The following is a 12,886-nucleotide window of genomic DNA, read 5'->3' as shown; positions in this document are numbered from 1 at the left end:
TGCTTAGCTGCTAAAGCAGCAAGAGCAAAAGGCAGTATATTTGCAGTTCAACTACCAAATCTGCTACGCAGATTTAGAGATGAACTAGTATGACAAGGCTGTCAGTAAGACTTTTTCAATTATTCTGAAATATAAGTGGATACATCCACCAAAGGCGCATCAGACCAAAGTTTTTCAAGATTAAAATGACCACGTTCATCATGTCCAAAAACGCTAACTACAATATCTCCAAGGTCAATCAATACCCAACCTGTGCGCGCATCCCCCTCGATATGTCCTGCTGCTTGTACACCAGCAAGTTCTGCTTGTTCTGCGATATTATCAGCAATCGCATCCAATTGACGAGCATTCATCGCTTCCATAATCACAAAATAATCTGCGATTCCCGACACTTCTGCAACATCCAGTGCCACAATATCCAACGCCTTTTTATCATCCGCAGCTTTCACTACAACTTCAAGTAATTTTTTTGAATCCAAATTTAATTTCTCTCTTATTTTCTATTTCTAATATTATTTTACTTTAAAAAATAGATTGTAAAACAATATAACCACAACTCACCCTCATTATCAGTAATTTGGGACGAACTTGTATAGGCTTTGAAAAGCGGAGCTCATCTCTACTTTTCAAAACCTAGACCACTTATTTTAACATAAAACTTGCTAGATAAACAAACCCGTTCATTGACACAGTAAATATCTACTGATAGCTCATAGTTTCACCCTGTCAGTATACTGACAGACTTCTCAGTGCTGCTTTCGAGTCCTCTATTCGCTGATTCAATGCTCACAGTAATCGTATTGAACTGACAGAATTACAAAAACTTCAAAAAGCGTTTTTGTGAATGATTTGAGCGATAACCGTGCTTTTCATAAAAGCGATGTGCTTCGTGCCGTTGCTCGCCAGAATTTAAGCGAATAACAGAAATTCCACGCGCTTTCGCACGTAGTTCCAACTCTGTCAGCAACTGACCACCGATAGCTTTTCCTTGATAAGCAGTATCCACAACCAATCCCAAGACATTTAACATAATATCCGCAGAGTAAACCGCTTCATAAGTTTCCGCCTCAATGAAACCGACAACAGTATCCTCCAAGTCATAAACCCAAAACTCATGCGTGTCATCCAGCAAGAGCCGTGCAAGATTTTGCTCAATCACTGATTCACTGACAGGATAACCAAGAACTGCTGACAGCCGTGTAATATCCACTACATCCTTCATTTCAGCTTTCCGAATCATTTTATGACCTCCAAATTTTTCGTCAGTCTACTGACAGACTCGAAAGCAGCGCCGACAAGTCCTTTATCCACCGATTCAATGCTCTTGTTAATCGCATTGAACTGACAGCCTTATTTTTCATCAAAGCAAGTGCCGTGCTATTTCCGCCTCTTCGGGCTACGCTGTCGATGCTACGTGCTTCGCACGCCGGTCTACGCAACTTCGTTGCTCCGCTGTCCGTTTGCTTAGCTGCTAAAGCAGCAAGAGCAAAAGGCAAAGCACCTAGTCGGAATCGCAATCTTTGAATTTCGTCCGACTGCCATAGGGGGCGTTGGCGCTTTTAGCGCCTAGGCTTCTTGGACACTGAATAAGTCTTGACTTTATCTTAGATGGCCAATAAAAGCATTATAAGCCTCAAAAGTCTCTGGATAAATCGTAAATCTACGCTCTGCCAGATAGTTAACTAATCGCATTGTCTCAAACGCTACAGCTTTGTTCAAGTCGTCCCAAGCCACACACCTCGCTTCGACAACACCAGGAAAATCACGTCCCTCTTCAATATAATCCGCCACATAAAGCACTTTGGCAAGCTCAGACATTTCTTGACTCCCCACCGTGTGAATTTCAATTGCTCGCAAAATTTCGTCATCCTGCAAACCAAAATCTTCACGCATTTTCCAAATACCAACTTTACCATGCCAGATATTATTATCCCAGTTTTTAAGGTCTTCATCAAGATGATATTTATCAATCAAAGAAAGAAAAGTTGTATCAGTTTCTTCTTTACAATAATCATGCAAAAGAGCTGCTAGACTTGCTTTATGAGGATTTACACCATATTTCTCTGCTAATTTTATCGCTGCTTTCTCCACACCTAAAATATGCTTAAAACGTGATGCTTTCACATTTGCAGAAATCCGTTCCAAGAGTGCAGGTCTTGAAAGCCCTACTTCCTCATAAAACTCAAACATACAAGCCCTCTTTCAAAATATAATTCAACACTTTTGGTGCCAACAAAAAATGAGGAATAATCCCACGGTGAAGTTGCTCACGAATTAAATTTCCAGAAACATCCATCGCAGGCACATCCACCCACAAAATAGGATAGGAAGTTCCCGCTCGGTATCTCGGACGTCTAACCCCAACAAATTGCACCATTTCAATCAATTCATCAATGTGTGGCCATGCAGCTAAACCAGAAATCATATCACCGCCGACAATGAAATAGAAATCACATTCAGGATTTTCTTCGCGCAAATCAAGCACCGTACGATAAATATCGTCTCCGTTTTTAGCACGCAAACGGCAAGCATCTACCTCAAGTCCCTCTCTTCCATCAATCGCAGCAGTGAGCATACTAGCAACGTGACCGTCAGTATTATGCTCAGGCAAGAACACCACTTTTTCAAGATGAAGTTGCTGACGCACTTGATCAGCAATCGTCATATGCGCAATATGTACAGGATTAAAATTACCCCAAAAAAGCCCGATTGCTCGCCGTTTCTCACCTTCTTCAGTTTTTAATTTTACCTTTGTAAAAGGCGTTAAAAGTTCTATTGCCATATTTTTTCCTAGTTTATTGATATTATACTCGCCCACCATAGTATAACTGACACATTTAATAGTGAAACTGAACCTATACTGATTACAAAATATTTTCAAGTCAAAACGAAACAATTTCCTTCATAACCTAAAATGAAGTTACTACAAATTTTTTATAAAGAAAAGCTCTGAAGCTTGTTCAATCGTTGTACCATCAAAAGTTAAAACACCTTTATCAAGATAACCCGATTTTCGATAAAAATGTTGTGCCATCTCATCACTTTGAGTAGAGGTCATGACTTGTTTAACACCTAAACGCCTCATCTCCATCTCCCAAAAATCCAAAGCTTCATGTCCAAAACCTTGTCCACGAAAAGCTGGTTTCAAGAAAATTAAGTTCAAAAATGGAATCTCATCCCAAAATAAATTCCACCGTAAAACACCTACTGGAACTTTATCCCATTTGATAAGCTGAACCCGTCTTTCAATGATTTTGAGTTCTAGCTCTGACTGACTAATAAGATTATCCAACTTCAAATATTCCGCTTTTTCTGCATTAGTCACACCTGTAATCTCAAGCATTTCTCTGCCTTATTTTACCAAATTTTTGACATCTGTTGAAATTTTGCGGTTTTCTTTACGATCTGAGACCTTGAAAACGACAAGATTTCGCCCGATAATTTGTACAACATCCAAGCCCATTTCTTCGATGACTTCTGCCACGTCTGTTGCTACTTCATCTGAGTTCTGCAAAATATTGACCTTAATCAATTCACGTGCATCGCAAGCCGTGCGAATGCTCGTCAAAATTTCATTGCTCAAACCACTCTTTCCGATTTGCACAACGGGCGAATATTAACCGCAAGACTGCGGAGATAGCGTTTCTGTTTTCCGTTTAATTCCATTTTTTCTTTCTTTTCTAATTTAATTAATACTTAATATTGCTCCAATTTCCAAAGCAAATCGGGCGAAATCAAACCTTTGACAAGGTAACCTGTCTCAGCTTCCTCAATTTCTTGTACTAGTGCAAGCTTGCGTAGTTCGGGGAGTTGATAGGCTTTGGCATAGGGTAAATTTAGCTCAAAATGATGGAAAAGCTCGTGCAGTTTTTCTAAAATCGCCGTTTTCAGCCATTGACGGCCAGCAGCAGACTTGATAGAAAGCTGAATACTCGGTGTTAATGTCGGTAAAAAATCATTGGAAGCAATATCCATTTTGTTATAAACATTAAGTACGGGAATTCCTGTCAACTTCAATTCTTGCATGATTTTCAAGACCGTCTGCTCATGAATTTCATGATGGGGATTGCTCGCATCAATCACGTGGATAAGAAGATCAACGTTGGCACTTTCCTCCAATGTTGATTTGAACGCTTTAATCAGCTCTGTCGGCAGATTTTGAATAAATCCAACGGTATCGGTCAGGCTGACGGTGAAATCTTCGTGAAGTTTGACCATTTTCGTCGTGGCATCAAGCGTAGCAAAGAGTTCATCTTGTTCATATTGCGTTTTTTGCGCTCCGACTAGAGCATTCATGATACTTGATTTTCCTGCATTGGTGTAGCCAATCAAGCCAATTCTGAAAATGCCGCTCTGATTGCGCTTTTTGCGAATATTTTCTCGTGTTTGTTCGACTTTTTTGAGTTGTTTGTCAATATCCTCAATGCGCGTGCGAATGTGCCGACGGTCCATCTCCAGCTTGGATTCACCTGGTCCTTTTGAACCAATTCCGCCTCCTTGACGCGACAGCATAATGCCTTGTCCCACAAGTCTTGGGAGTAAATAGCTCAACTGCGCCTGCTCAACTTGAAGCATGCCCTCATGACTGCGCGCGCGCAGAGCAAAAATGTCCAAAATCAGCTGCATTCGGTCAATCACCTTGACGCCAAGCGCAGCTTCCAGATTGACATTTTGTCGTGGTGTCAGTCGTTCATTGAAAATTACCGTATCAATCTCGCCAACCTCAATCGCCCAGCGCATTTGTTCCAGCTTACCGGAGCCAATCATCGTACGCCCGTCAGGTCGTTCACGTTTCTGTGTAAATTGGTCAATGACCAAGCCACCTGCAGTTTTTGTCAGCTCTGACAGCTCTGCCATCGAGCTTTCAAAGCTGTCCGTATTGCTTTGCAGCTCAACTCCTGCCAGTAAGACGCGTTCTTGTTTTTCTTCGTTTTCTATCAAATTCTAATTTGTTCTTTCATTATTTATAGCTGTTCAAATACATCGTGATAAATTTGAACACTTTTACTCGCGAGTCACAATCCTTTTCACTTCTGTCAGTACTGACAGCTTCGCTTGTCCACTATCGCTAAGCGACTGAAGTCGCAAGTCGAGTCGCAGCTTTGGTAATTCATCAGAAAAAAATAAAGGATAGGCTTTGTGCCCACTGTAAGTGCTGATAGGAATCCATGTGAGATGTTCTGAAAGTCCATCATTCGTTACATCGGGTTTAAAATCTCCATGCTCTTGTGGTTTCATCAGAAAATAAAAAGCAAGTTCGTGCGCATTTTTCTCCGTTCGTTGATCAGTCGCAGAAAGTGTAAAGAAATTTTCGTGAATGAACACCAATCTGTCAATTTCAAAATGTACACCCGTTTCTTCTAAAACTTCTCTGACACAAGCCTCTTCAGCAGTTTCACCAATTTTTACAGCCCCACCGATACTGTAAAAGTAATCATCGCGATCATTGCTTACCATCAGTACTGCATCATTTTCAATAATAATGCCACAGGCACGATAACGAAAATAGTCACTTCCGCTTGTCAGCGCAATATCCTTACTCATTTTATTTCTTTCCTATCCTGACAATTTTTGTCAGTACTGACAGCTTTCATTTCGCTCTGACAACAGTTCATCAGCGCACGATTGATGTAAAAAACTGTCCCGCCCATTCTTTCAACTCGACTTTTGTGACGATACCTTCTTTGACAAATGGGTCTCTGCAGACAAACTCCTCAGCCAGCTCCATGTTGGGAAACAGCCCCATAGCACCGTCTTTCAAAGGGTCCTCAAAAGTACCAATGCCCATAATTTTTTGCTCATCAACAAACTGGTCCACCCAAGCCTTGTGGCGTGGAAAAACAGACATAATTTGCTCGCGTGTCACTTCATCGCCTATTGTGTAAAGTAAAATTGTAATCATTGTTTTCCTTTCAAAAACGCTGTCAGCACTGACAACCTTGGTCCACGCTGTTCAAAGCAAAAGCGCAGCATGGACAATCAGCCAGAGTGCATAAGTCAACATCATCAGTCGGTTGGAAAGTCCAACTTTAGCTTTTGGACCAAAAGTTTTTGTTTTTGACAGATAGAAAATCACACTGCCAATAAAATACAGAAAGCCCAGCCAGACCAGCACTGTCAGTGGTAAAATATTCCCTTTGACAAAGCAGATTGTGAGCGGAAAGCCGACAATGACAATCCCACCGCAGAAGTCGTGAATTTTTCCCGTAAGCGTTTTATCATCGTCCGCCACAGTTATAGGATTTGACACAAAATATCCTGCTCCAATCAGCACAAGTCCAATAGCACTAAGGGCGATAAGACTAAACTGTCCAGCGCCAGATTCCACTCTCGCCACGACAAAGCTAAGCACAGCCAACGCCAAACCCCAAAAAGCAAGTCGCATGAGTAAGCCGTATCTGCCAATCGCGTACTCGCTAATCAAGCGCCACGACGGAGAAGTCTCTGGCTTCAAAAAATGCAGAAGCATCAACAAAATCAGAAAAGCACCACTGCCGAAAATGGATAAAAGTGCAAACATCGTCATCATATCTGCCTCAAAACTTTCAATAATTCATTTTTCAAAGGAGCTTCTAAGTCAAGTTTTTCAAAAATGTGAAAATAAATATAAGCTAAAAACACTTCAAAATTTGCCAGCCGTGCGTAGTCAATTAATTCCGCTAATGAAAATTTCACTTGCGCCAGCCAATCTGCCACTTGTATTTGCGACAATTTTCCACTCAACAAAGCTACCACGACAACTTCTCCCAAGCTCCGCTCTTCCCCACAAACAAAGGACTCAGGCAATCTGTGAAAAATGGCTGCCAGCATATCAAGTGCCTCTAAAGCCTTTTGCTCAGTGAACTCAGGATGTGTCAACGCATTTGCCAAAAAATCCGCACCGTGTGCAAAGCCATGAATCCAGCCATACACTTGCGAGTATCCTGTAAAAACTTGCTCATTTTCAAGATAATCAACCGCACGCTCAAAGAAATATTGGCGTTGCTCAGTTGTCAACGCATATTCATATTTCCCGGCTTTTGCACCGTCTGCCTCAATCAAATAACTGTTCAACAAAGCCGCAAACGTCCGTGTCAGTACTGCTGGCAAGCCCTCGCTCATCTGATAAAAAATCAAATCTTGCGACATTGAGTATTGTGCCAATTTTTGAAATTGAGTAAGACTCAACGCTTCCTCTGAAATACTGCGCGCAAAGCTGACAAATACTAAACCGTCACGGATTTCAGGATTTTCATCACCAATATGCGCAAGTAGCCAGTCCAGCTCCGATTCAGTAAAATTCAAATTTTTGTTTTTGAGCTTTTCTTCTAGTGATTTTTTCATTTTATCTTTGCTCTCAAAAACGCTGTCAGTTCACTATTCGTCGCATTTTCCAAGATAAAGTCTATCAACTCTCGTTTCCTGAAAATTGGACTGACAAGTTCTTCTTCCAATCCTGTCAGTACTGACAGCATATCAGTTTGTGCCAACTTTTTAATTGCCTTGAAGCGAGCAGCATCTCGTTTTTTCCGTTCAGCAGATTCTACGGGGTAGCCTGTATTCATGGGTGCTTCAAACAATTTTTCAAGTGTAAATCTCAAATTTATTTCACCTCCCCAACCAAAATTCAGCCCTAATGATAGCGAAGCACAATTTCCTTGATTAATTCGTCCAAACAAAAATGCATCAGACGGTGTCGGCAAATAACCACAAATCACATTCGGCAAAGCATTGGCTGCAATCGCCATGCCATTGCCCGAACTACAACCTGTAACCACATAATCAATCGCACCAGAGTTCAACAAAAGCCCAACACAAAGCGAAATCTGGATATAAGAAAAATTTTCTTCATTTTCGACTACACCAAAGTTGAACACCTCAGCGCCCAAATGCTCTGTCGCTCGCTTCGTTTCTTCAAAAAGCAAATGATTGCGCGCGATTTGCGTGCTGGCTTGAATGAGCGCAATTTTCATCTGCACCTCCATCATTTCTGTCAGTACTGACAGCCTAAATCAGCGCTTTACGCATCACAATATCCACACCCTCAGGTACCCAGGCTGCGACCACTGCACGCTCAGGCACGCGCACCCAGCCTAAGCCGTTAAAGACAATGTCAGATTTCTCCTTGACCGAAAATTCTTTGCGCAGCAATTTTGCATTGACGAGCGCAGGAGCAAGCAGCTCGCCCTTGTGTTTCTCATAAAATTCTGTCGCACCCTCAAGTTTCGTCCGATGAATATTCAGCTCATTATCGAAATAAGCCGTCATCCCTGACGTTCACCAGAAATAAAGTCAAAGCGTCCCAAACCACCGAAAAATAAAGTCTGCTCTGGATTGAGCTGATAGGTTTTTGGCTTGATTTCCTTTCTTGGCGACACATATTTCAAATCCTCAGGCGCCAAATAATGCGCCATTTGCCCACGATGAATAATCCCCGGCGTATCAATCAAAGCCGTATCTCTATCCAACGGAATCTCAATCTTATCCAAAGTTGTCCCAGGAAAACGACTCGTCGTAATGATCTCATCATCAGCGCCCGAAGCATTCTTGATAATCGCATTAATCAACGTTGATTTACCAACATTCGTCACCCCGACCACATAGACATCACGTCCACGACGATAATGCTCAATCGCCTCCATCAGCTGCTCTACATCGTCCTTATTTTTAGCAGAAGTCACCAAAATATCCTTCGGTTTCAAGCCATAATTTGCCGCCTGCTCTCTTAGCCAAGCCGTCAACTTAACAACTTTCAAAGACTTTGGCAAAACATCACGCTTATTTGCCACCATCAGCACATCATTATTTCCCGTCAGCCGATGTAAACTAGGAATCAGCGAACCATTAAAATCAAAAATATCCACCACATTGACAATCAATGCATCATGCTGACCAATCTCACGCAAAAGCGCCAAAAAATCCTCATCAGTCAAGCTCGTCGGAGCAATTTCATTATAATGACGCAAGCGGAAACAACGCTGACAATACAACTCATCCTCATTTTCCAACTTCTTCTTCAACGCAGACGCAGGCAAATAGCCCAGCCCATCTTTATCTTCAGTTTGGATTACAGCCCCACAACCAATACAGTGCAGTTCTTCCATCATATTTTCATTTTCAATCATAAGCCTAATTATACCACAATTTATAGGCATTTTTAGACAATTTTTTGCCAAAAACTACTGATAACTTTCTGTCAGTAAACAAAAAAAACCTGTCAGTACTGACAGGAATTTTTCATTATTATTGAACAGAATAATTTGGTGCTTCTTTCGTAATCTGCACATCATGAGGATGAGATTCCTTCAAACCTGCACCTGACATTTCGATAAATTGAGCTGACTCGTGCAAAGCAATAATATCAGCTGCTCCAGTATAACCCATACCAGCTTTCAAACCGCCAAGCATTTGGAAAACAATATCCGTCGCAGTTCCCTTATAAGCTACACGACCCTCAATTCCTTCTGGGACAAGTTTATTCGCTTCATTAACAGCGCCTTGGAAATAACGGTCTTTCGATCCTTGTTTCATCGCTGCAAGAGAACCCATCCCACGGTAAGTCTTAAATTTACGTCCTTGGAAAATCTCGAACTCACCAGGAGATTCATCCGTACCAGCAAGCATTGAGCCAAGCATGACAGCATCTCCACCAGCAGCCAAAGCTTTCACAATGTCACCTGAATATTTAATTCCACCATCAGCGATTATCGTCTTACCAAACTCACGCGCGACATTCGCTGCATCATAGATTGCTGTAATCTGAGGCACACCCACACCAGCAACCACACGTGTCGTACAGATAGAGCCAGGACCAATCCCAACTTTTACGACATCCACACCAGCTTCAAACAAAGCTCGTGCCCCCTCACCTGTTGCGATATTTCCAGCAATCAATGTCCGTTCAGGGAAATGATCACGAATCTCGCGAATCTTGCGCAAAACGCCAGCTGAGTGTCCATGTGCCGTATCAATAACAATAGCATCTGCGCCAGCAGCAAACAAAGCTTCCGCACGTTCAAAAGTATCTGATGACACTCCTACAGCTCCAGCAACCAGTAAACGCCCCTGTTCATCTTTTGCCGCATTAGGAAACTCAATCACACGCTCAATATCTTTGATTGTAATCAAACCAGCCAATTTACCCTCTTCATCAACCAAAGGTAATTTTTCAATTTTGTTTTCTTGTAAAATACGTGAAGCATCATCCAAAGTTGTTCCAACAGGTGCTGTAACCAAGTTTTCAGAGGTCATCATATTTTTAATCTGTTGATTATAATCCGTAATGAAACGCAAATCACGATTGGTAATAATCCCTACCAATTTTCGGTTTTCAAGCGTATCCACAATCGGTACACCAGAAATACGATAAGTCGCCATCAAATTTTCAGCTTCTTCAATTTTATGATTAGGAGTTAAGAAAAATGGATCAGTAATAACGCCAGATTCAGAACGTTTCACTTTGTGGATTTCCTCAGCTTGTTGTTCAATTGACATATTTTTATGAACAACACCCAAACCGCCTTGACGCGCCATCGCAATCGCCATTTTACTATCTGTCACAGTATCCATTGCAGCAGAGATAATCGGAATATTCAACGTCAAATTCTTCGCTAATTTCGTTTTCATACTCACCTCATTAGGCAAGACGTGAGATTCCGCCGGAATCAGCAACACATCATCAAAAGTAAATCCTTTTTTCAAAAACTTAGTTTCCCAGTTTGACATCGAAAATATTCCTCCAATATTATTTCTATGGCAGGCGCCAATTTTTTATTTTTACCATTCTACCACGATTTCATAAGCTTTTCAACCTATTAAATACGTGTAAGCACTGACAAAACAACATTTCTTAAGAAATATAAAAACTACAATGATATCCCATTAAGTAAAGACATTCCAATCAGCTTTTATCTAATTTTTGTCTCTTATTATTTTGTGTTACAATATAACCATGAAATGCAAAATAAAAATTAAAACCTTCGTCACAGCTCTTTTGCTCCTCGGAATAATTAATGTAGTCTCATATACAAAAGCGGATACTGCAATGGGAACCTATGCAGCAGGTGGGACTGAACCTACCTCCTCAGCCACTTCCACACCAGAATCCCCTTTACTCCGTTCATTCACTGCAGCTACTCCAGCTATGGTACAAACGCCTGTTAACCTTACACCCTCAACCACTGGGATACCTTCGCCTGACGTTGTAGATATTTCAAGTTATCAAAGTTGGTTAACCCAAGCAGATTTTAATAGCCTCAAAGCCTCAGGAGTGAAAACTGTAGTAATTAAGTTAACCGAAGGAACAACTTACACCAACCCTTACGCAAAAGATCATATACAGTGGGCAAAAGCTGCTGGTCTAAATGTTGCTGTCTATCACTACGCGACCTTGACTGGCGCAAATTCTCAAAGTGCAGGAAATAGCCAAGCTATAAAAGAAGCTCAATATTTTGCAACCACTGCCAAAAATCTTGGACTTCCTGCCAACACAGTAATGGTCATGGATTGTGAACAACCCTATAAAAACAGTAGCGGGACAATCATCGGCCCCAACCCAAACAATATGGACTGGGCCACGGCCGCAGCTCAATTCGCAAATGAACTAAAATCATTAGGCTATGCCAATACCAAATTTTATTCCTCACTATCTTGGGTAGGCACAGATACCGCAACCGTCCAAATGAACTACAACACACTAGGCGGTGCGAAAAACATGTGGATAGCCCAATACCTTTATGATACCCCCACAAACAACTCCGGCTGGGCAACCGCCAAAACCAACAACTCCAAATTCGGCGCATGGCAATACACCAGCCAAATGCGCTTTCAAGGTACAACCAATCTAAAAAATAATAGCCTTGATACTTCTATTGATTACAGCAATACTTTTACGCCAAGTTCTCCGACTCCTAGCGTTTCCCCAAGTATTTCTTATCAAACTCAAGTACAAACATATGGTTGGACCTCTCCCACTTACAATGGTCAAACCAATGGAACAACAGGGCTTTCTCTCAGGGTTGAAGCGCTCAAAGCCTCTCTTCTAAATCTCCCGAGTGGACTGACAGGTGGCCTCAGCTACCGTGGTTATGTCGAAAATATTGGTTGGCAAAATTATGTTAGCGATGGTGCAATTGCAGGAACTGTCGGAAAATCTCTGCGCATGGAAGCAATTCAAATTAATTTAACTGGAGCTATCGCCAATCAATATGATGTTTATTATCGCACCTATGTCCAAAATATTGGCTGGCTAGGGTGGACAAAAAACGGGCAGACTGCAGGAACTTCTGGAATGGCTTACCGCATAGAAGCGGTGCAAGTCCAACTCGTTGCCAAAGGAAGCGCCGCACCGTCTAACGGTTCTGTCACTTTCCCTTATTTGACTCTTCCAACAGTAAGCTATAGCGCTCATGTTCAAAATATTGGCTGGCAAGCTCCAGTCGTAAATGGCGCTTTATCAGGAACAACAGGGAAGTCACTTAGGATGGAAGCCTTGAAGGTAGAACTTCAAAATATTGCTTCAGGACTAACAGGTGGAATAACCTATCGTAGTCAATCTCAAAATGTCGGTTGGCAAGCATGGGTATCTAACAATAGTATTTCTGGAACGACAGGACAAAGCCTGAGAGATGAAGCCATAGAGTTAAAACTTACAGGTGGACTCTCAAACTATTTCAATATTTATTACCGTGCTCATGTTCAAAGTATCGGTTGGCAAGCGTGGGTATCTAATGGGGCAACCGCCGGAACAGTAGGTAAGGGACTTCGGATGGAGGCTTTGGAGATAAAGATTGTTCCTAAAGCTAATCCCGCACCTTAATTTCAGAATAAAAAAACTCATGAACTAAAATTCATGAGTTTTTTATCTACTTTCATAATATAATAACATACTAGATTACATAAATTTTAT

General features: G+C 41.5%; 13 protein-coding genes and 2 pseudogenes. 1 reads left to right on the top strand and 14 read right to left on the bottom strand.

Annotated elements, in window-relative coordinates; translation table 11 throughout:
- Positions 1 to 119 precede the first annotated feature (119 nt).
- The 14 genes and pseudogenes from rsfS to guaB form a co-directional block, all read right to left on the bottom strand.
- Entirely contained in the window at positions 120 to 479 is a 360-nt protein-coding gene (gene rsfS, locus FLP15_RS04050; protein ID WP_142766101.1) for a ribosome silencing factor, read from the bottom strand.
- Between the two features lie 335 nt (positions 480 to 814).
- Positions 815 to 1,240 (bottom strand): GNAT family N-acetyltransferase, encoded by a 426-nt coding sequence (locus tag FLP15_RS04045; protein WP_142766100.1) that lies wholly within the window; start codon positions 1,238 to 1,240, stop codon positions 815 to 817.
- Positions 1,241 to 1,599: 359 nt separating this feature from the next.
- Positions 1,600 to 2,190, bottom strand: coding sequence for a bis(5'-nucleosyl)-tetraphosphatase (symmetrical) YqeK (yqeK, locus tag FLP15_RS04040; protein ID WP_142766099.1), 591 nt, complete (start codon positions 2,188 to 2,190; stop codon positions 1,600 to 1,602).
- A complete protein-coding gene (locus FLP15_RS04035) occupies positions 2,183 to 2,782 on the bottom strand; it encodes a nicotinate-nicotinamide nucleotide adenylyltransferase (protein WP_142766098.1) in 600 nt (199 codons plus the stop codon). Before FLP15_RS04035 ends, yqeK begins: the two co-directional genes overlap by 8 nt.
- Positions 2,783 to 2,923: 141 nt before the next feature.
- On the bottom strand, positions 2,924 to 3,343 hold the full coding sequence (locus FLP15_RS04030) for a GNAT family N-acetyltransferase (protein ID WP_142766097.1): 420 nt from the start codon (positions 3,341 to 3,343) through the stop codon (positions 2,924 to 2,926).
- Positions 3,344 to 3,352: 9 nt separating this feature from the next.
- Positions 3,353 to 3,666, bottom strand: a pseudogene (gene yhbY, locus FLP15_RS04025) (ribosome assembly RNA-binding protein YhbY).
- A gap of 30 nt (positions 3,667 to 3,696) precedes the next feature.
- Positions 3,697 to 4,941 (bottom strand): GTPase HflX, encoded by a 1,245-nt coding sequence (gene hflX, locus FLP15_RS04020; protein WP_142766096.1) that lies wholly within the window; start codon positions 4,939 to 4,941, stop codon positions 3,697 to 3,699.
- A 63-nt stretch (positions 4,942 to 5,004) separates the two neighbouring features.
- Positions 5,005 to 5,544, bottom strand: coding sequence for an NUDIX hydrolase (locus tag FLP15_RS04015; RefSeq protein ID WP_142766095.1), 540 nt, complete (start codon positions 5,542 to 5,544; stop codon positions 5,005 to 5,007).
- Between the two features lie 70 nt (positions 5,545 to 5,614).
- A complete protein-coding gene (locus FLP15_RS04010) occupies positions 5,615 to 5,902 on the bottom strand; it encodes a YciI family protein (RefSeq protein WP_142766094.1) in 288 nt (95 codons plus the stop codon).
- Positions 5,903 to 5,953: 51 nt separating this feature from the next.
- On the bottom strand, positions 5,954 to 6,529 hold the full coding sequence (locus FLP15_RS04005) for a DUF998 domain-containing protein (protein ID WP_142766093.1): 576 nt from the start codon (positions 6,527 to 6,529) through the stop codon (positions 5,954 to 5,956).
- Entirely contained in the window at positions 6,526 to 7,323 is a 798-nt protein-coding gene (locus FLP15_RS04000; protein ID WP_142766092.1) for a DUF2785 domain-containing protein, read from the bottom strand. The genes FLP15_RS04005 and FLP15_RS04000 overlap by 4 nt, the downstream gene beginning before the upstream one ends.
- Positions 7,320 to 7,952 carry an RpiB/LacA/LacB family sugar-phosphate isomerase gene (locus tag FLP15_RS03995; RefSeq protein ID WP_142766091.1) on the bottom strand — a complete coding sequence of 211 codons (633 nt, stop codon included), beginning with the start codon at positions 7,950 to 7,952 and terminating at the stop codon, positions 7,320 to 7,322. The genes FLP15_RS04000 and FLP15_RS03995 overlap by 4 nt, the downstream gene beginning before the upstream one ends.
- A gap of 34 nt (positions 7,953 to 7,986) precedes the next feature.
- A pseudogene (yqeH, locus tag FLP15_RS03990) lies at positions 7,987 to 9,083 on the bottom strand (ribosome biogenesis GTPase YqeH).
- A 139-nt stretch (positions 9,084 to 9,222) separates the two neighbouring features.
- Complete coding sequence (guaB, locus tag FLP15_RS03985; RefSeq protein ID WP_142766090.1) at positions 9,223 to 10,704, bottom strand: IMP dehydrogenase; 1,482 nt, start codon at positions 10,702 to 10,704, stop codon at positions 9,223 to 9,225.
- A gap of 226 nt (positions 10,705 to 10,930) precedes the next feature.
- On the opposite strand from guaB, the gene FLP15_RS03980 reads away from it, so the two are divergent.
- On the top strand, positions 10,931 to 12,796 hold the full coding sequence (locus tag FLP15_RS03980) for a GH25 family lysozyme (RefSeq protein WP_142766089.1): 1,866 nt from the start codon (positions 10,931 to 10,933) through the stop codon (positions 12,794 to 12,796).
- The last annotated feature ends 90 nt before the right edge of the window (positions 12,797 to 12,886 follow it).

The organism is Lactococcus protaetiae, from assembly GCF_006965445.1.
GTDB classification, from domain to species: Bacteria; Bacillota; Bacilli; order Lactobacillales; family Streptococcaceae; genus Lactococcus; species Lactococcus protaetiae.
This window is presented reverse-complemented; position numbering and strand designations above follow the sequence as displayed.

Excerpts from the sequence above, each read along its gene's own strand:
- FLP15_RS04005 (WP_142766093.1), bottom strand. The coding sequence starts at position 6,529 with ATGATGACGATGTTTGCACTTTTATCCATTTTCGGCAGTGGTGCTTTT.
- FLP15_RS03995 (WP_142766091.1), bottom strand. The coding sequence starts at position 7,952 with ATGAAAATTGCGCTCATTCAAGCCAGCACGCAAATCGCGCGCAATCAT.
- guaB (WP_142766090.1), bottom strand. The coding sequence starts at position 10,704 with ATGTCAAACTGGGAAACTAAGTTTTTGAAAAAAGGATTTACTTTTGAT.
- yqeK (WP_142766099.1), bottom strand. The coding sequence starts at position 2,190 with ATGTTTGAGTTTTATGAGGAAGTAGGGCTTTCAAGACCTGCACTCTTG.
- FLP15_RS03980 (WP_142766089.1), top strand. The coding sequence starts at position 10,931 with ATGAAATGCAAAATAAAAATTAAAACCTTCGTCACAGCTCTTTTGCTC.
- FLP15_RS04035 (WP_142766098.1), bottom strand. The coding sequence starts at position 2,782 with ATGGCAATAGAACTTTTAACGCCTTTTACAAAGGTAAAATTAAAAACT.
- FLP15_RS04030 (WP_142766097.1), bottom strand. The coding sequence starts at position 3,343 with ATGCTTGAGATTACAGGTGTGACTAATGCAGAAAAAGCGGAATATTTG.
- FLP15_RS04010 (WP_142766094.1), bottom strand. The coding sequence starts at position 5,902 with ATGATTACAATTTTACTTTACACAATAGGCGATGAAGTGACACGCGAG.
- FLP15_RS04015 (WP_142766095.1), bottom strand. The coding sequence starts at position 5,544 with ATGAGTAAGGATATTGCGCTGACAAGCGGAAGTGACTATTTTCGTTAT.
- FLP15_RS04045 (WP_142766100.1), bottom strand. The coding sequence starts at position 1,240 with ATGATTCGGAAAGCTGAAATGAAGGATGTAGTGGATATTACACGGCTG.
- FLP15_RS04000 (WP_142766092.1), bottom strand. The coding sequence starts at position 7,323 with ATGAAAAAATCACTAGAAGAAAAGCTCAAAAACAAAAATTTGAATTTT.